This window comes from Pleionea sp. WD8-19 (genome assembly GCF_055326765.1).
In genome coordinates, this window is sequence record NZ_JBUZOU010000003.1 from 102,557 (window position 1) to 120,947 (window position 18,391).

General features: G+C 45.1%; 20 protein-coding genes. 14 read left to right on the forward strand and 6 right to left on the reverse strand.

Features of this window, described 5'->3' with window-relative positions:
- Nucleotides 1-18: 18 nt before the first annotated feature.
- A complete protein-coding gene (locus ACTUJY_RS04790; RefSeq protein ID WP_463614921.1) occupies nucleotides 19-558 on the forward strand; it encodes a DUF924 family protein in 540 nt (179 codons plus the stop codon).
- Nucleotides 559-565: 7 nt separating this feature from the next.
- Here the strand turns inward: ACTUJY_RS04790 and ACTUJY_RS04795 are convergent, their stop codons facing one another.
- Genes ACTUJY_RS04795 through ACTUJY_RS04805 form a run of 3 tightly spaced genes read right to left on the reverse strand, consistent with a single transcriptional unit; the run spans nucleotide 566 to nucleotide 1,933 of the window.
- The gene (locus tag ACTUJY_RS04795; RefSeq protein WP_463614922.1) at nucleotides 566-991 is read right to left on the reverse strand and encodes a hypothetical protein; all 426 of its coding nucleotides are present in this window, start codon (nucleotides 989-991) and stop codon (nucleotides 566-568) included.
- Nucleotides 988-1,599 (reverse strand): SRPBCC domain-containing protein, encoded by a 612-nt coding sequence (locus ACTUJY_RS04800; protein ID WP_463614923.1) that lies wholly within the window; start codon nucleotides 1,597-1,599, stop codon nucleotides 988-990. Before ACTUJY_RS04800 ends, ACTUJY_RS04795 begins: the two co-directional genes overlap by 4 nt.
- Nucleotides 1,583-1,933, reverse strand: a complete 351-nt coding sequence (locus tag ACTUJY_RS04805; protein ID WP_463614924.1) for an ArsR/SmtB family transcription factor — start codon at nucleotides 1,931-1,933, stop codon at nucleotides 1,583-1,585. Before ACTUJY_RS04805 ends, ACTUJY_RS04800 begins: the two co-directional genes overlap by 17 nt.
- Before the next feature lie 167 nt (nucleotides 1,934-2,100).
- Here ACTUJY_RS04805 and ACTUJY_RS04810 point away from each other — a divergent pair, with 167 nt between their 5' ends.
- The gene (locus ACTUJY_RS04810; RefSeq protein WP_463614925.1) at nucleotides 2,101-2,718 is read left to right on the forward strand and encodes a hypothetical protein; all 618 of its coding nucleotides are present in this window, start codon (nucleotides 2,101-2,103) and stop codon (nucleotides 2,716-2,718) included.
- A gap of 58 nt (nucleotides 2,719-2,776) precedes the next feature.
- Here the strand turns inward: ACTUJY_RS04810 and ACTUJY_RS04815 are convergent, their stop codons facing one another.
- From ACTUJY_RS04815 to ACTUJY_RS04825, 3 genes are all read right to left on the reverse strand, one after another.
- On the reverse strand, nucleotides 2,777-3,652 hold the full coding sequence (locus tag ACTUJY_RS04815; protein WP_463614926.1) for a DUF4382 domain-containing protein: 876 nt from the start codon (nucleotides 3,650-3,652) through the stop codon (nucleotides 2,777-2,779).
- 167 nt (nucleotides 3,653-3,819) lie between these two features.
- Nucleotides 3,820-4,818 carry a small ribosomal subunit biogenesis GTPase RsgA gene (gene rsgA / locus ACTUJY_RS04820; protein WP_463614927.1) on the reverse strand — a complete coding sequence of 333 codons (999 nt, stop codon included), beginning with the start codon at nucleotides 4,816-4,818 and terminating at the stop codon, nucleotides 3,820-3,822.
- Nucleotides 4,819-4,833: 15 nt separating this feature from the next.
- The gene (locus ACTUJY_RS04825) at nucleotides 4,834-5,205 is read right to left on the reverse strand and encodes a 4a-hydroxytetrahydrobiopterin dehydratase (protein WP_463614928.1); all 372 of its coding nucleotides are present in this window, start codon (nucleotides 5,203-5,205) and stop codon (nucleotides 4,834-4,836) included.
- A gap of 112 nt (nucleotides 5,206-5,317) precedes the next feature.
- Between ACTUJY_RS04825 and orn the strand changes: the two genes are divergently transcribed.
- The 12 genes from orn (at nucleotide 5,318) to ACTUJY_RS04885 (ending at nucleotide 17,979) form a co-directional block, all read left to right on the forward strand.
- Nucleotides 5,318-5,860 carry an oligoribonuclease gene (orn, locus tag ACTUJY_RS04830; protein WP_463614929.1) on the forward strand — a complete coding sequence of 181 codons (543 nt, stop codon included), beginning with the start codon at nucleotides 5,318-5,320 and terminating at the stop codon, nucleotides 5,858-5,860.
- Nucleotides 5,861-5,899: 39 nt separating this feature from the next.
- Entirely contained in the window at nucleotides 5,900-7,429 is a 1,530-nt protein-coding gene (locus ACTUJY_RS04835) for an NAD(P)H-hydrate dehydratase (protein WP_463614930.1), read from the forward strand.
- 219 nt (nucleotides 7,430-7,648) lie between these two features.
- Nucleotides 7,649-8,080 carry a tRNA (adenosine(37)-N6)-threonylcarbamoyltransferase complex ATPase subunit type 1 TsaE gene (gene tsaE, locus ACTUJY_RS04840; RefSeq protein ID WP_463614931.1) on the forward strand — a complete coding sequence of 144 codons (432 nt, stop codon included), beginning with the start codon at nucleotides 7,649-7,651 and terminating at the stop codon, nucleotides 8,078-8,080.
- A 211-nt stretch (nucleotides 8,081-8,291) separates the two neighbouring features.
- The gene (locus ACTUJY_RS04845) at nucleotides 8,292-9,590 is read left to right on the forward strand and encodes an N-acetylmuramoyl-L-alanine amidase (protein ID WP_463614932.1); all 1,299 of its coding nucleotides are present in this window, start codon (nucleotides 8,292-8,294) and stop codon (nucleotides 9,588-9,590) included.
- Between the two features lie 16 nt (nucleotides 9,591-9,606).
- Nucleotides 9,607-11,439 (forward strand): DNA mismatch repair endonuclease MutL, encoded by a 1,833-nt coding sequence (mutL, locus tag ACTUJY_RS04850; RefSeq protein WP_463614933.1) that lies wholly within the window; start codon nucleotides 9,607-9,609, stop codon nucleotides 11,437-11,439.
- Nucleotides 11,429-12,361, forward strand: coding sequence for a tRNA (adenosine(37)-N6)-dimethylallyltransferase MiaA (miaA, locus tag ACTUJY_RS04855; RefSeq protein WP_463614934.1), 933 nt, complete (start codon nucleotides 11,429-11,431; stop codon nucleotides 12,359-12,361). The genes mutL and miaA overlap by 11 nt, the downstream gene beginning before the upstream one ends.
- Before the next feature lie 237 nt (nucleotides 12,362-12,598).
- Nucleotides 12,599-12,865, forward strand: coding sequence for an RNA chaperone Hfq (hfq, locus tag ACTUJY_RS04860; RefSeq protein ID WP_463614935.1), 267 nt, complete (start codon nucleotides 12,599-12,601; stop codon nucleotides 12,863-12,865).
- Nucleotides 12,866-12,961: 96 nt separating this feature from the next.
- Nucleotides 12,962-14,254 (forward strand): ribosome rescue GTPase HflX, encoded by a 1,293-nt coding sequence (gene hflX, locus ACTUJY_RS04865; RefSeq protein ID WP_463614936.1) that lies wholly within the window; start codon nucleotides 12,962-12,964, stop codon nucleotides 14,252-14,254.
- Nucleotides 14,255-14,346: 92 nt separating this feature from the next.
- On the forward strand, nucleotides 14,347-15,372 hold the full coding sequence (gene hflK / locus ACTUJY_RS04870; RefSeq protein ID WP_463614937.1) for an FtsH protease activity modulator HflK: 1,026 nt from the start codon (nucleotides 14,347-14,349) through the stop codon (nucleotides 15,370-15,372).
- Nucleotides 15,372-16,265, forward strand: coding sequence for a protease modulator HflC (gene hflC, locus ACTUJY_RS04875; RefSeq protein WP_463614938.1), 894 nt, complete (start codon nucleotides 15,372-15,374; stop codon nucleotides 16,263-16,265). The genes hflK and hflC overlap by 1 nt, the downstream gene beginning before the upstream one ends.
- Before the next feature lie 61 nt (nucleotides 16,266-16,326).
- On the forward strand, nucleotides 16,327-16,515 hold the full coding sequence (locus ACTUJY_RS04880) for a DUF2065 domain-containing protein (protein WP_463614939.1): 189 nt from the start codon (nucleotides 16,327-16,329) through the stop codon (nucleotides 16,513-16,515).
- Between the two features lie 162 nt (nucleotides 16,516-16,677).
- On the forward strand, nucleotides 16,678-17,979 hold the full coding sequence (locus ACTUJY_RS04885; RefSeq protein WP_463614940.1) for an adenylosuccinate synthase: 1,302 nt from the start codon (nucleotides 16,678-16,680) through the stop codon (nucleotides 17,977-17,979).
- The last annotated feature ends 412 nt before the right edge of the window (nucleotides 17,980-18,391 follow it).

Genomic DNA, 18,391 nt, shown 5'->3' on the forward strand with positions numbered 1-18,391 from the left:
AAGCACTAAGAGAAAAATATGAATTGGGAATCCATTATTCGTTTCTGGTTTGAAGAAATCGATAGCGCGTTATGGTGGCGTAAAGACGCAGAGTTTGATCGACAATTACACCAACAATTTAGCGATTGGCATCGTGCGGCGACGTTGGGAGAGTTGTACGAGTGGCGAAATCACCCGCAAGGGAGGTTAGCCGAAGTGATTATTCTCGATCAATTTTCGCGTAATTTGTTTCGAGATTCGGCTCAAGCGTTTGCGTTTGATACCGTGGCATTAGTTTTGGCGCAGGAAGCTATTCGATGTAATGAGGATAAAAAGCTGGAAGCACATCAACGCGTCTTTCTTTATATGCCGTTTATGCACAGTGAGTCAAAACTCATCCACGAACAAGCAGTACGTCTGTTTACTGATTTGGGTATTGAGTCCAACCTGGAGTTTGAACTGAAACACAAAGCGATTATTGATCGTTTCGGGCGTTACCCGCATCGTAATCTCGTTTTACAACGCGCATCAACACCCGAAGAAATTGAATTTTTAAAACAGCCGGGCAGTTCGTTTTAACTTTTTTTTACGCCAGCCAGGCGCGAGATTTAACTCGAACCGCAAACCATAACAGAGCCAGTGCGATTACTATAATGGTTACCGGCATAACGGCAGCTTGCACGCCTAATACTTGCAGTAGGTTAGAAAACGCCAACGAGTAAATCATTTGAACCAAAACCGCCAATAAAGAAACACCGAATAAGTGCACCGCAAAACTTTTTCGGAGCAGCAAGCCAAGAGAGCCAAGTGTTCCGGCAATAACGGCAACGGCATAAGTCCAGTAAATCCAATGAGGTGTACTTAAATACAGTTGGCGCTCGGCATCGGGTAATTGAGCAATGATTTCTGCGGGTGTGGTTATGTCCGCTACAAAAGCCATGACACCGAGCAAATTCCATAACAAGGCCAGTACAGCAATAAACCAGAAGTATTTAGGAATGGACGGTGTCATTTCGTTATCTCCTTATCGTCGGTAGAGTCAGAACTTACAGCGGACTCAGGTTTTGCTGTGTCAGCGAAGTCACTGTCGTTGTAATCGCCTTTTTTATCGAATGGCCAGTTTTCACTGCGGCAAATACTGGGCGTCATAAAGGCGGTTGCACCGATAACGGCGAGTAGCAAACGTTGTTTCAAGGTAGGACGACCGGTTTCCACCACGGCTTTAAGGGTTTCGGTAATAAAGGAACCGCCTTGCGCCATGTAATCGGCTGTTTTGGTGTCAGCAGGAACATTTTCATTGATTAAAGTAAATTCGGTGCCGCCTTCCACTTCGCGTAACTTATAGGTGACTTTGCAATAGGGATCATCGAGATTGGTAAATTTGAAACTGTGAGAATAAAGATAGGGTGGATCCCACGCCAGTACTTCGCCAACGACCGACGTGTATTTTCCATTTTTAGAGCGCATCCGAACTGCCGCATTCACTTCCAGCCCGGGCGTGTCGAGCTGAGCATTAAAAAAGTGCGTACACAAGCCATTGGTTTTGGTGAGCTCCTGCCACACTTTATCGATAGGGGCGTTGATTACCACTTGGTAAATACTTTTAGGCAGTCTTTTCATGGATGTCCTCGCTCTGGTTTTCGATGTCTGATTTAAAGGCGCTTACTTTACGGGCGAAAAACCGGCTGTACTCGTTGGTCCAGCGATCGTAGATGCTCTGGATCGGCAGCACATTAAAGTAATGCAACCGTTGACGTCCATTTACTTCGATCACCAACAGTTTGGCCGACTCCAAAACTTTTATGTGTTTGCTGGTATTGATGCGGCTGAGTTTAAACTGCTGGCAGATCGCTCCATTGGTGCAACCTGGATGTTCAGCCACATAGTCAATGATTTGGCGACGTATAGGGTGTGCCAGAGCGTGAAAGGAAATATCGACCGGATCTTGCGCCATCGGTGAAGTGTTTATATGTAACTAAAAGGTTACATATAAATGTAGATCCAACTCAATTCCTGGTCAAGCTTTAAACGTTTTAAAGCTTGTCTCATGTTCAGATAACGTTCATCTGTGATTCTTTAAATTAGCTCAGGCATCACACGCTTTTTTAATGGAGAAAAACAATGAAACTCACCAAACAACTCTCACTGGCCTTATTGTGTTCATCAATGGGTTTAACCGTATATGCCGGTGGACCGAATTACGATTCGCTCGATATTTCTATGGTCGAATATCAACTGGATCAATACGCACCGGATTATGATGGCTACAACGTGGACTTTTCTTTTTCAATAGGCAATCATTTTTATTTGAAACTGGGTTTTGAAAACATCAGTAATGAAATAGGCTACTGGGATTATCTTTATGAAAACCAGGTGAAGAGTAAAACGTTTGGTATTGGTTTTCACAATAAGATCAGTAACAACATTGACTTTGTCGCTGAGTACACCAAGCAACACATTCGTGATCGTGAAGTTGAATGGATAAATGCAAACCGCTCGGCTTTTCAGAATAACTATCGTGGCGATACGACCCAAGTTGGATTGCGGGGGGCGGTTTTTGAAAAGCTGGAATGGGATGCTTTTCTAGTTAGAGAAACTGTTAGTGAGTTTAATTACGATGAATTAGGTGTTGCCACAGCGGTGCGATATCGATTGTTGCCCCAGTTCAGTGTGGGTTTGAGTTTGGAGTCGATTGACGATGTGGAACGCACCGGTATTAATTTTCGTTACGAGTTCTAGCTGAGTTTAAAAAATTACAGCAGCCTGAAACATAGGCTGCTGTATCGTTTACCAACCGTTATTCAAAATGCGCTGTAGTGGTTTCATTTGCAATGACAGTTGCATTAATTTCGGCAACAAAATTTATTGCATCATCGGTTTCGGGGTCGTCACTTGATGACTGACAAGTGAGTCCCAGCCGATACTCACCTGGTAAAATAAACCCTAATGTATAACTCATATTATTTTCGTTGTCGGTTACTACATTAGCCGTTGTTTGTGGAGGGTTGTTACTACCAATATCATCAAGCGCTTCGTCACCACTGGCAAATAAATAAACGGCTTTAGTTTCATCACAGGTTTCGCCTTCAAATAAAGCGTTGCTGATATTGCCTTCTATATGACCCACTTGAGTATTATCCACCACTCGAATGACAGGACGTAAAAAGTAATCGTCGCTGTTGTTACCTGGCATATGAATTGACTTTCTTAAATCGAAATCGATTGTAAAGTCAGCGCTGCTATTGGCTGGCGCAGTAAAACCCTGGTTCCAATGCAATCCTGTTTGTGCACCGCTGGGAACATAAAGGGAAAACGTTTCGCCGCCTTCGAACTCGATGTAAGAATCCATGGTTTGGCGAAGTGCATTCACTTTTAATCGCATCCAGTTGTATTCGCCAGCGGGAATTGATACGTCTTCAAACAATTGCGCTGCATCAGTACCTTGAAGATCTAACAGGTTAATTTGTCGAGTTTCGTTAAGGTTAATATGAAAACTGGAACCCTCTTTGGGTTTCAGTTCGATGCCTTCAAACTCGACAATAACTGCAACGGCATTGTCGATTGGTGCGTCGGTTACCGCAATGGATAAGCGGCTGGAATTGTTACTTGAGCTGTCACAGGCGATGAGTAACGCTGCGGCAACCAAAGCAAAAGTTAACGTAAAAAATTTCATTGTGCTCCCCCTTGAAACCAAGGATTAATTTTAATTGTATGAGAGCGCAAGGCCCTCGGTATTAAAATTATAGCGTGAAGGGCGTTGTATAATTTAGAAATCACTCACAATTCTTTAGATGAATAACCGATGAAAACACATCCGGTTATTAACTTTTTGATTGTGCTTTAGCAAAGCAATGCCTGAGAAATTTTTTGAAAGTTATCAAGGCGTTGTGGCGAAATGACCTTTTTCTTTGCCGCATCGATGAGCGCGCATCCTTTTTCATTGACATGCCGACAGTTTCGAAATTTACATTCAAATTGCAATGGTTTGAGGTCAACAAACCCGTCGATTAATTGTTCTGGCTCTATATGCGATAAGCCAAATTCGCGCACACCAGGTGAGTCAATGATGCAGCCATCGTCGGGTAAAAAGTAAAGTCGGGAAGCCGTGGTCGTATGAGTTCCCAATCGCGAATTTTCAGACACTGCACCTGTTAACGCTTCTACCTCCGGTAGCAGTTGGTTAATCAACGATGACTTACCAACCCCTGATTGACCTACCAGGATATTTTCTTTCCCCGACATTTGTCGTAACAAGGCATCGAGCCCTTGTGATTGTTTGCAACTGCAGGAAAATACGGAGTAGCCAATGGTGCGATAAATATCCATTTGTTGTTGAAAAAAGAGTTGCTGCTCTTCTTCGAGTAAGTCCGTTTTGTTTAACAGAATATGTGTTTGAATATTGGCGAGTTCGCAGGCAACCAGATAGCGATCGAGAATTAACGATGAATAATCCGGAAAGGGCGCAACGACGATAAAGATCTGATCAACATTTGCAACAATGGTTTTAACGCCTGCGTGAGGTGTTGGTCGAGTGAGCTCTGATGTTCTTGTTTCAATGGCTTCAATAACACCATTGGCTTGTTGTTCGTCGAGTCGAAATCGAACGCGATCACCACTCACACAACTCCCCAAATTTTGTCGCAAGTACAACCGGTGAATGCGATGTTCTTTGTCAGCGACATCGGCTTGTTCACCATAACGACTGATCACGATGCCTGACTCAATGGCGCCTAACGCGGTATCATCGACATCCGAGAGGTGACTCTGATTTAATTTTTGCTGTTTGCTTTTTGCGACACGCCGCTTTTGTTGTAGCGAGAGTTTTTGTCGTTTTGCCACTCAAAAAATCTCGGTTTATTCGCTGTCGGCCAGTTTAGGACCAAAACTGCCGACGGATAATAATGCTTCGACCTTGGCGGCACAGATAAAGTCGTTAATGGTTAATCGATTGCCAGAGTCATGCGTAGTAAATACCACCAAGCAGCGACCATAATTCACTTCCATATCGGGGTGATGCGCCTCTTTATTGGCAATCCAGGCGATGGCATTCACAAAGTTCATTGTGTGGTAGTAGTTTTTAAAGCGAAATTCGCGGCGGATTTCGGTGCCGTCTCGATTCACATGCCATTCGGGTAACTGTGCAGACAGCTCTTCAATGCGCTCAACAGCGAGCGGTGTTTTTCCGGCTTCGTCGTAACTGCATTGCATCTGGGTCAGTTCGGTCATTGTTATTCTGCCTTTTTCGGTTATGCTTTTATATAGCCAGTAACTGCTGGTAATTATTCGGAATTTTAGTGATCATAACGGATATCCGTATTAATACAACAATGGTGTGACAATGGTAGATGAGCAAAACCTGATTTGGATCGACTTAGAAATGACCGGGCTAGAACCCGATACCAACAGGATCATTGAAATTGCCACCATTGTAACCGATAAAAATCTCAATATATTGGCAGAAGGGCCGGTATTAGCAATTCATCAAGTCGATCCGCTGCTTGATGCTATGGACGAATGGAACACAACTCACCACGGTGGCTCCGGATTAACCCAGCGAGTAAAAGACAGCACTACCAGCGAAGCCGAGGCAGAAACAAAAACGCTGACCTTTCTTCAGCAGTGGGTACCTAAAGGAGTATCGCCTATGTGTGGTAATTCGGTAAGTCAAGACCGACGCTTTTTATGGCGATATATGCCAACTCTGGAAGCCTACTTTCATTATCGTCACATTGATGTCAGTACCGTAAAGGAGTTGACACGGCGCTGGCAACCGGAACTGCTTGATGGTTTCGCTAAACAAGGTGCGCATTTGGCACTGGACGATATTCGTGAATCCATCGCTGAACTGAAATATTATCGCGAAAAAGTGTTTAAAATTTAGTCTTATTAACAGTAAAAATACGCGGATAGGATAATTCGAATGGGGGATCTCAAAGGGCTCTACACTGCCGAACAGGTTCGTCAGATTGAGCAGTTTTATGCGCGTTTTCACGAAGGCTCCACTTATCCCCTAATGGAACGTGCCGGAGCTGCTGTTTACTCGGAAATGCGGGAACATTGGCCGGAATTGAAAAAGATTTTGGTGGTGTGCGGCAAAGGTAATAATGGTGGCGATGGTTTTGTTTTAGGGCGTTTGGCAGCAATGGCGGGCCTTCCAACAACGGTGGCATTGATTTCCGATACCGATCAGCCCACCGGTGATGCTGAGCGCGCCTTTTTACGCTTAAAAGCTTCCAATGCACGTATCACTCGCTGGGCACCTACCCTTATTGAAGAGTACGAAGTCATTGTTGATGCTATTCTTGGAACCGGAATTAAGGGACAGATACGTGAGCCGGTTGCCAGTATCATTCGAGATATCAATCGAGCGCATAAACCTGTGATTGCGGTTGACATTCCCAGCGGTTTAATCGCTGATACCGGTTCCATCGGTGGTTGCGCCGTACATGCCGATGTAACAGTGACCTTTCTTGGGATTAAGCGTGGGTTAACTACAGGATTGGCTGCAGATTACTGCGGTGAGTTGCTGCTCAATGATCTGAAATGCGGTCAAGGCGTTTTTTCTCTGGTGCGACCGCAATCTTTTCAATACTTTTATCAGGACGGCATCCGTTTTTTAAAGCCGCGTCGCCAAACCACCCATAAAGGTTTTAATGGACATACTTTGGTGATTGGTGGATGTCCCGGTTATGCGGGTGCTGCGCGAATGTGTGCGGAATCGGCCGCGCGCGCCGGTTCAGGCCTGGTTTCTCTACTTACACATCCTCAACATGCCGATACGCTGTGTACCCAGCGGCCGGAAATTATGTGTCATGTTGCTTCCGATCATGCATCGAAAGAAGGACTGCATTATTTACTCGAAGCGGCTAATGTGATTGCCATTGGTCCGGGGCTCGGACGGTTTAAATGGGGGCGTAATTTAGTGGCGATGTTGGAAGATTACATCACCGCCAACAAAAATAAACGTGCCGGGCTGGTAACGGTATGGGATGCCGACGCACTGAATATATTGGCCGATCGCCCGGTAAAAATGGATAATCGCATCATTACACCGCATCCGGGAGAAGCGGCGCGACTTTTGGAAACCAGCGTTGCCCAGGTGCAGCAGGACCGATTTGCTGCAGTTGAGCGACTGGAGCAAAAGTATGGGGGCGTCTGTTTGCTTAAGGGGCCAGGCACTTTGGTCACTGAGAGTGGCAAGCTCAATGTCATTCGAGCGGGCAATCCTGGGATGGCATCGGGTGGTATGGGTGATGTATTGACCGGTATTATTGCCGGCTTGGTCGCTCAGGGTGTTCCGGCTTATGAAGCGACACGCTTGGGAGCCGCCATTCATGGCGAAGCTGCAGAGCTTGCGGTGACAGAGTCGGGGCTACGATTGGAGCGAGGCTTGTTAGCCAGTGACCTTTTCCCGTATATTCGCCGACTGGTCAATCCGGTAATGTATTAGAGCGTGTTTATCTTTCATTTATCGCACTGCTGGCGGCTATTTTTTTGTCCAGTACCAAAAGTAGGCGCTTTAAGCGAGGGGCGTGAGCAGGATGCGGAAGCTTTGTTCGTCGATTATTTGGAACGACCAAACCGCACTCCTCACGCCTGGATTGACGAAATTTTAGACACAACAGTGACGATAAATGAAAGATAAACACGCTCTAGGTTTCAGGTTTTAATGAATACGAATAAACAGGTTTTTCAATTGGCGGATGCCGAAGCAACCGAAAAGCTCGGTGGTCAAATTGCCGAATGGTTAGGTGGGCGAGGGCTGGTGTTCTTAATTGGTGAATTAGGGGCAGGAAAAACAACGTTGGTGCGTGGCTTATTACGTCACCTTGGTTTTACCGGAAGCACCAAAAGCCCGACTTACACCCTTGTTGAGCCTTACGAGTTTGATGAGTACAAAGTGTATCACTTCGATCTTTACCGCTTAGCGGATCCGGAAGAACTGGAGTACATCGGAATTGATGAGTATTTATCGCAACCCGATGCCTTGTGTGTGGTGGAGTGGCCAGATAAAGGTAAAGGGTGGTTGCCGGAGCCCCACATTCGAGTCAATTTGAGTTATGATTACGACCGGCGACGAGCCGAGGTTGTACGATTTTAGTTGGCGTACTTTTTTATGAGGCTTCGACTATTTTGTCTAAACGTCTTAGCCTGGGTAAAGCGTAGCGTCTTTCGGGGATTTTAATCTTGAGTTCAGATTGAAGAAAATAAACTATAAAATCTGGAATGAACTTTAAGTGCGTGGGTCGAAGTCGAGAGCGTTGTGTTTTATAAGCAACGGGTCTTATTAACAAAATAATATGCAGTCGGTTATGGGAAATCAGTTAATCAGAATTTTAGTATGGGTTGTGCTCGTAAGCAGTGTGACCGCACAAGCCGCCAGTATTAAAGGCATGCGCTTTTGGCAGTCACCAGACAGTACACGCGTAGTGCTCGATCTGACTGCGCCTGGTAAGTACACCATATTCACGTTAGAAAACCCGCATCGAATGGTGATCGATTTAACAGATGCCAAGTTGAATTTTGATCCAGCCGACCTCGAAATTAAGTCCACCATTGTGAACCATGTGCGTACCAGCGAAAAGGACAATTCAGTTCGCGTTGTTCTGGATTTAAAAAAGAAAACACAGTTTAAGTCATTTAGTTTGAGTCCGTATCAAAATTACGGCCATCGCTTGGTCGTCGATTTGTTTGATGAAAACGAACAGGAAGAGCCGCCGAAGCCGAAAGTCGATTTCAGTTCCGGTAAACGTGATATTGTCGTTGCCATAGATGCTGGACACGGTGGTGAAGATCCTGGAGCGGTAGGCACTAAAGGAACTCGCGAAAAAGACATTGCGCTAAAAGTTGCTAAAGAGTTGGCCGACATGGTGAATGCTGAGCACGGTATGAAAGCTGTATTGGTGCGTAAGGGCGATTACTTTATTGATTTGGAAAAGCGCCCACAAATTGCCAGGCAGCATCAGGCTGATATTTTTGTTTCTTTTCACGCCGACGGTTTTCATGATAAAAGAGCGAAAGGTGCTTCGGTTTGGGTGGTCTCGCCCAAGGGCGCTAAGTCTGAGATGGGACGCTGGTTAGAGCAACGTGAAAACGAGTCTAATCTTTTGGGTGGCGTGGAAACTCTGAAAAATAAAGATCCTTTATTGGCGCAAGTGTTACTCGATTTATCGACCACCTATTCCGTTGGTGCCAGCCTTGACGCGGCTGACCAAGTGCGTAAACGCTTGTCTGGCAGTGTTCCGAAAATGCATCAAAACTTTGTACAACGCGCATCTTTTGTGGTTTTGAAAATGCCGGATATTCCAGGCATGTTGGTTGAAATGGGGTTTATTACCAATCCGAAAGAAGAAAAACTGCTGAATACTCACAACTATCGAAAAAAGATCGCGCAATCGGTATTTTACGGACTGAAAGATTACTTTCGACAAAACCCACCCGATGGCAGTTTATACGCGTCTGTTAATCCAACACACTACACCATTAAAGGTGGTGATACCTTGTCTGGGATCGCTTCACGCTTCAATGTTTCATTAACGCAATTGCGAAAAGCAAACCAACTAAGTAGTGATCAAATTCGTGTCGGTCAACGTTTGACGATCCCGCAATAACACTTTTAATCCGCTAATGAATCGAATTCAACAGCTCGACAACCAACTGGCCAATCAAATTGCCGCCGGTGAAGTGGTTGAGCGCCCAGCTTCTGTGGTCAAAGAACTGATCGAAAACAGTGTTGATGCCGGCGCTTCCAGAATTGAAGTGGAAATTGAACGCGGTGGTGCACGTTTGATTCGAATCATTGATGATGGCTCAGGGATTCATCAAGACGATTTGCCGCTGGCATTGTCTCGTCATGCCACCAGTAAAATTCGGAACTTTGACGATCTTTGCGCGGTACGTAGTTTGGGGTTTCGTGGCGAAGCGCTGGCCAGTATTGCGTCAGTATCTCGATTGCTACTGCGTAGTCGGTTAAAAGATGCTGAGCAAGGTTGGCAAGCCATAGCTGAAGGGCGTGACATGGCCGTTAAAGTGACACCTGCGGCGGCAGTTGCTGGCACTTGCATTGAAGTAAGGGATTTATTTTTTAATACACCCGCGCGACGTAAATTTTTACGCACCGAAAAAACAGAACTCACGCATATTGAAGACGTAGTACGTCGAGAAGCGTTGGCAACGCCTTCGGTCGCCTTTGTGCTTAAACATAATGGGAAGGTTATCAAACGATATCCTGCCGCTAGCTTTGAGCAAATGCAGGAAAAAGTCAAAGCAGCCTGTGGAAAAGGATTTATTGACAATGCCTTAACGTTTCATAGTGAGCTGGATACCGTTGCCATTGGTGGCTGGTTGGGAGCTCCCGATTATCACCGAAGCGAATCGGACACGCAGTTTATTTTTGTTAATGGGCGTCCGGTAAAAGATCGTTTGCTCAGTCATGCGATCCGTCAAAGTTATCAAGGTAAACTGCCTGCTGGGCGTTTTGCTTCTTATGTTATTTATATTCAATGTCCGGCGAGTGAAGTGGATGTGAATGTGCATCCAACCAAGCACGAAGTGCGTTTTCGCCAGCCGCGTCAAATTCACGACTTTCTTGTCAAGCTGATCCATGACTGCCTGACACCCGATGAAACTCTTTGGCCGCAGAATGAGGTTCAATCAGAACAAAGCGCGGCGAAAAGTTCATTACCAAAATTTAACGAAGGGTCGCGAACATTTTCTGCGGCAAGTGGTTCAGTCAATCGATCCAATGCTGCTGCATCCTGGAAAAGTGATTCACCGAACCAGCACGCCGTTGCCGAGCAACTTTTTGCCTATCAAGCATTGTCTGTATCGAATACTGAATCAAGCGATATTCATGCATCAACTTCTTTGCCTGAGAATCGACAACCCATTATAAACAATTCAGGCGCAGTAGTTTTTTTCGAGCAGCGATTTCTTGCACACTGCGATCAAAAGCTTTGGTTAATCGATTGTTGGCAATGGCTGCTCGCGGAACTCGATGATGCCTGGGAGGTGACTCAGGTTGCGATGCGGCCGCTGCTGCTTCCTAAGTTATTGCCTGTTGCTAATCCGGCCGAGTTTGAAAACCCGGAGCTGTTCGAATGCTTTGCGGCGCTTGGGTTTGAACTAACACCGGGTGGGCCGCATCAACTCATGCTAAGAAAATTACCTCAAATGACTCCGCGGTTACCTCAAGAACTTTGGGTTAAAAGTGTAACGGTCTGTTTGCAAACATCGCTCAATGAAATAGAACCGGTTCAATTAAAACATCGGTTGCTGAAAAACGTTAAGTCAGAGCTCATTCAGCTCAACGCCAACCCACATTCAAGCATTGAGCCGGAGTGGCTACAGAAGTGGGCGCTAAATCAATTGATGTTCAATGACCATTGGCAAGATCACGCCATTGGTCTTACGTCGCAAATGCTGCTCAAACAAATTGCCGGACACCCTCATGAACCCTAAGCCGGTAATCGCGATAATGGGGCCAACGGCGTCCGGAAAAACATCTTTAGCGATAGAGTTATGCCGACGCCTTGATGGTGAAGTGATCAGTGTCGACTCTGCGCTAATCTATAAAGGGATGGACATAGGAACCGCTAAACCCAGTGCCGAAGAGCAAGCTCAAGCGAAACATCACTTGATTGACATTTGCGACCCTTCACAAAGTTATTCGGCTGCTGAGTTTGGTCGTGACGCGACGCGTTTGATTGATGATATTCTTCGGCGCGGAAAATGGCCGATTCTGGCCGGCGGCACTATGCTGTATTTTAAAACTTTGTTTCAAGGAATGGCGCAGCTACCGGCGACGAATGACGCTGTTCGACAAGAGGTGAATGAAAAGCTCAAGCGGGAAGGGCCGGAAGCGCTACATCAATGGTTAGCCCGTTTCGATGAGCGGACAGCAGAACGTTTACATGTAACCGATTCGCAGCGTATTTCACGGGCCATCGAAGTTTATTTAATAAGCGGCAAACCTCTGTCGCAATGGCATAGCGAACAAGAGTTGCAGCCCTTATCGGTGCCTAGCGTTGCTTTTGCTATCGCTCCGGAAGATCGTGCCCTCTTACATCAAAGAATTGAGCAACGGTTTGATCAGATGCTTGAGCGGGGTTTTGAAGAGGAAGTGCATGCACTTTATCAACGAGGCGACCTCAATGTTGAGATGCCTTCGATTCGTTGTGTGGGTTATCGTCAAATGTGGGCATATTTGGATGGTGAACTTTCGAAAGAGGAAGCGCGCTATCGCGGAATCGTCGCAACACGGCAATTAGCGAAACGACAATTCACCTGGTTACGCAGTTGGCCTAATTTACATTGGCTGGATTCGCTAGCAAAAGATAACTGCATCAAGGTCTTGAAAAAAATAGGTCATATCTCCATATAGCAGATTCCTAGTAGCGTGCTACACTAGTAGGGGAGTCATCTCAGAGTTCAAAATTTGTTCCGGTGAGAACTCAAATTTGTTTTTGTGAAAGCTCGGAAGTTGCTCTTTGGATGATTGTTTCGCACTTTATTTTAGGTGCATTTGCCCGAAAAATTTGGGCCAATAGTCTGCAAGTTATCCCTGATACCCGTTGGGGATTGAATAACAAACATATAAAAACTTATAAGGAGAACAAACATGCCAAAAGGGCAATCTCTACAAGACCCTTTCTTAAATGCTTTACGTCGAGAACGCGTTCCGGTTGCTATTTATCTCGTTAATGGCATTAAATTACAGGGGCAGGTTGAATCTTTCGACCAATTTGTGGTGCTACTGAAAAATACGGTCAGCCAAATGGTTTATAAACATGCTATTTCGACCATTGTGCCCGCGCGCAATGTGCGTTTACCTCATACGGGTGAAGGAACTGGCAACGGCGACGAAGACTTCGGAAATAACACCTGATAATTTTTTTATGACGCGAGCATGGTGATCGTGGCATTACCATGCTTGTTCATGTCACAATTCATATCTCTTCTGTTTCGCAGGTAATTTATATTCGTGTTTGAACGTTATCAAGGTGGTGAGCGCGCAGTTCTTGTGCACGTCGATTTTCCCGATCAAAACAGCAAAGAAGATCTCGACGAGTTTGTAGATCTAACCACCTCAGCTGGGCTTGAGATCCTGAATATTGTTACAACCAGTCGCGCTTCACCGCAACCTAAGTATTTTGTTGGTACCGGTAAAATTGAAGAAATTGCACAACTAGTGGCCGATCACAACGCTGACGTCGTGTTGTTTAATCATGCTTTATCGCCATCGCAGGAGCGGAATATTGAGAGCCTGGCCAAGTGTCGGGTAGTGGATCGCATAGGATTAATTCTCGATATATTCGCTCAGCGCGCGCAGACCCATGAAGGTAAACTGCAGGTTGAATTGGCGCAGCTGCATCACATTTCAACCCGATTGATTAGAGGCTGGACGCATCTCGAGCGACAAAAAGGTGGTATCGGATTACGTGGGCCGGGTGAAACGCAACTTGAAACGGACCGCCGATTATTGCGTGAACGCATTAAAACCATTCAAAAACGCCTCGAAAAAGTTGAAAAGCAACGTGAGCAAGGTCGACGATCGCGTAAGCGCGCCAACATTGCGACTGTGTCTTTGGTGGGTTACACCAATGCCGGTAAATCTACGTTATTCAATCGGTTAACCGAAGCGGATGTATTGGCGGCGGATCAATTATTCGCAACGCTTGACCCAACGCATCGACGAATTGCTCTTAACGATCATCAATCGGTTATTCTGGCAGATACCGTAGGTTTTATTCGTCACTTGCCGCACGATCTGGTGGCTGCATTTAAAGCGACGCTTCAGGAAAGCCGAGAAGCGGACATTTTGTTACATGTTATCGATGCATCGGATGATAGACGCGAAGATAATAAGGAACAAGTGTATCTCGTATTGAATGAAATTGAAGCGACAAGCAATCCAATAGTCGAGGTGTATAATAAGTCTGACAAAGTGGAAGGGATCGCCCCTCGCGCTGAGAAAGATCCGGAAACAGGTCGTTTTCGTGTGTACTGTTCTGCGGTGACAGGTGATGGCTTAACTGAGTTATTGAATACCATTTCCGAATTGCTTGAAGAAGAGTGGATCGAAGAAACCTTGAAACTGAGTTCGGCACAAATGGCATTACGCGGTCAAATGTACGACTTGAAATGCATCGAATTTGAACAAATAACAGAAGATGGCGACTTTTTGTTGAAAGTGCGACTGCCACAGGACGACTGGAAACGTTTGGAACGAAAAAATCAACTCGACCTGCAAGCACTGGTTTGGCATTCGAAATAATGCATCCACAGTCGATATCGCATGCAAATTCAATTGTCTTGGGTATAATTTACCCGAAAAATTTTAATTAAATTAACAAGCTGGAGAATGCTATGACCTGGAATTCACCGGGCGGTAATAATAAAGACCCTTGGGGTAATCGTAAAAAGCAGGATGGACCACCAGACATCGATGAGATGGTGAAAAACCTCTGGAAGAAAGTTTCCGGAAGCAACGGCGGTGGTAGTGGTACTACTGGCAGCAGTAAACCTTTTTTCATTATTGGTATTGTGGTGTTAGTGGCCTTCTGGTTCTTTAAAGGTTTATACACCATCAATGAACAGGAGCGTGGGGTTGTTCTTCATTTTGGAGAATTTAAAGAAATCGTTGGTGCCGGGTTGCAATGGGTGCCTTATGGGATCGAAGAAATTCGCAAAGTGAATGTCAACAAACTGCTGGAGCGTCGTGTACAAGGCGTTATGCTCACTAAAGACCTTAACATTATTGATGTGGAAATTGGTATTCAATACCGTATCGATGACCCGCAAAACTATTTGTTCAATCTGGCTATGCCCGATGAAACATTGCAACAAGCTGCTGAATCTGCATTACGGCAAGTCGTGGGAGACAGCAAAGTGGATGCGCTATTAACGACAGAAAAAGAACGTATACGTAATGAGCTACACCGAGAACTGGTGCGTACGATAGATTTATACAATACCGGATTAAAAGTGGAGCAGGTGACACTGGAAAAAGCAGCGCCTCCTCGAGCTTTGAATGATGCTTTCGAAGACGTCAACCGAGCCGAGCAAGATGCGAAGCGTGAAATTCAAAACGCGGAAGCTTATCGTAATCAAGAAATTCCATTGGCTTCAGCAAGAGCAGAAGAGCTGCGGCAACAAGCCGATGGTTATAAAGCAAAAGTAACGGCGCAAGCCAATGGTGAAGTTGCAAGGTTTCAGCAGCTGTTGCCCCAGTATCAAGCTGCACCGCAAGTGACCAGAGATCGGCTTTATATTGAGACGATAGAACAAATCCTAAGTAACTCAACAAAGGTAATGGTCGATGTTGAAGGCGGGAATAACATGATGTACATCCCGCTTGATCAGCTGATGAAAAAGAAGAAGGAGGCCAACTGATGCAAGGTAAAAGTTTTTGGGTTGGTGTGGTCGCAATCTTAACAGTACTGTTAGGGTTAAATTCAATTTTTGTTGTTGACGAAACTAAACGTGCGCTGAAGCTTCGTTTTGGAAAGGTAATACAGAAAGATGAACTACCCGAGGTTTACGAACCAGGGTTGCACTTTCGTTGGCCGCTTACCATGATCGACAAAGTGATTTATTTGGATGCGCGCATTCAGACGATGGATGGCGATCCTGATGTATTCACTACGTCGAACAAGCAGTTCTTGGATGTTGATACCTATGTGCAGTGGAAGGTTAACGACTTTTCTAAGTTTTATTTACGAACTAATGGTGAAATTCGAAGGGCTGAGTCTTTTTTAGAGCGCTTGGTCGATAACGGTTTGCGCGATCAGTTTGGTCAGCGGACGTTGCAAGAAGCCATATCGGAACAGCGCGAAGAACTCATGAACAAAATCCGAGAAGACGTCAACAGCCGAGTTCCTGAGTATGGTATTGAAGTCGTTGATATTCGCGTGAAAAAGGTGAACTACACTTCGGAAGTCGTCAATAAAGTGTACGAACAGATTAAGTCTGAGCGGGCAGCAACGGCGACTGATATTCGCTCACAAGGCAAAAAAGAAGGCAATATATTGCGAGCAAAAACCGATGCTGATGTACAACGCATTTTAGCTGAAGCTGACGAGTATGCTCGAACTACTCGTGGTAATGCGGATGCTCAGGTTGCCAAAGTTTATGCGGACACTTATAACAAAGCACCTGAGTTCTATGCATTCTTGCGTAGTCTCGATGCTTACAAAAGCTCTTTCAACAGCAAAGATGATGTGTTGGTCATTAAGCCAGACAGTGAATTTTTCCGCTTCCTGAAAGACTCTAAAGGTAAAAAGTAATAAAAGCATGTATTAGATACCCGACGTTAATCGTCGGGTTTTTTATGGGTAAGGTTTTACTATGCAAGATTTTTGGGTCGCAGTGGCGTTGGTTATGATCCTCGAAGGGATAATGCCGTTTTTGAGTCCGAGAAAGTGGCGTGAAATGATGTTATTGATGGCTCAACAATCGGATAAGTCTTTGAGAATTATCGGGTTTATCAGTATGATGCTGGGATTGTTATTGCTTGTACTATTACGTGACGGCTAAATAGAACGGTTTATGAGTCGTTGAGAACTTGGCGTTTTCATTGGATCCCCTCTATTTTTTACCCATATCCACCGAATTTTCTGTAAAAACTAAAGCAATTCCTGGCTGGAAGCGTTAAAATTTGCGGTTTCGTTTTCCGGTATGGATTAAGACATTCCGATTATGGCTAAAAACGTTGTAGTGTTAGGCACCCAATGGGGTGACGAAGGTAAAGGTAAAGTCGTCGATTTATTAACCGATCGTGTTTCTGCGGTTGTCCGCTATCAGGGTGGCCATAACGCCGGCCACACCTTGGTGATTGACGGTGAAAAAACGGTTCTGCATCTGATCCCTTCGGGCGTGTTGCGTGACGGTGTGATGTGTTACATCGGTAACGGTGTGGTGCTCTCGCCAGAGGCTTTGATGGAAGAAATTCACATGCTGGAGGAGCGCAGCGTACCGGTTCGTGAGCGCTTGCGTATCAGTGCAGCCTGTACCCTCATTCTTCCTTACCACATTAAACTTGACCAGGCGCGAGAAGCCGCAAAAAGTGGAGACAAAAAAATTGGAACCACCGGTCGTGGTATTGGTCCTGCTTATGAAGATAAAGTCGCTCGTCGTGGTTTGCGAGTGGATGACTTATTTTATCCTGAAAGGTTAAAAGAAAAGCTTTCGGAAGTTCTGGAATACCATAACTTCGTACTGCAATCTTATTTTAAAACGGATCCGATCGAATTCGATTCGCTTTATCGCCAATGCTTGGAGTGGGCTAAAGAAATAAAGCCGCTTGTCGCGGATGTGCCAGAATTATTACATCAAGCGCGTGCGCAAAACCAATCGCTATTGTTTGAAGGTGCGCAAGGTACTTTATTGGATATCGATCACGGTACTTTTCCTTTTGTGACCTCGTCAAATACCACTGCGGGGGGCACTGCAACCGGAAGTGGATTTGGACCACTGTATTTAGATTATGTTTTAGGTATCACCAAAGCGTATACTACGCGTGTCGGTGGCGGACCCTTCCCTACAGAGCTGAACGATGAAGTTGGAAAACGCCTAGCTGAGCGTGGACACGAGTTTGGTGCAACGACAGGACGACCTCGTCGCTGCGGTTGGCTCGATGCGGTTGCTTTACGCCGTGCGGTACAAATTAACAGTGTGTCAGGGTTGTGTTTGACGAAGCTTGACGTGCTTGACGGATTACAAACGGTGAAAATTTGCACCAGCTATACTTGTCCGGATCACGGTGAGTTAAATGTTACACCTGTAGGCGCTGAAGGTTTTGCGAAAGTTCAACCTAAGTACATAGAAATGTCAGGATGGACTGAAAACACCGTGGGTGTTAAGTCACTGGATGAATTGCCTCAAGCAGCGAAAGACTTTATCAAGAAGATCGAAGAAGTGGTTGGGGTACCTGTTGATATCGTTTCTACTGGACCGGATCGAAACGAAACCATTATCGTGCATGATCCTTTTCAAGAATAAATGACTGACAAACACCCAATAAAAAAGCCGGTTATATTACCGGCTTTTTTATTGGTCACCAAGCCAAGTTGGAATTAAGGGACCTGTTTACGGTTTTCGTAACATTAATTTTCGTTTAAATTTTTAATCTCGAATGTATCACAAAACTTTTTTTCTAAAGATTTGTAACGTGAACAATCGGTTAATGAGCGTTTCGATTTTTGCTGTTGTATAGCCAGCATAAACTCTTCCATTGAGCTTTCTTCAACCTTGTATTCTAATCGCGAGTTAATAAACACTTTCTACTTCCTTATGCATTATCATCCTATTAATGTGAATTGTAATATTCGGTGGATTATTTAAAAATCGCACAAGTCGATTGTGTTTGTAAGAGATTGTCCATTTAATCGTTAAGCTCAAGATTAATCTGTTT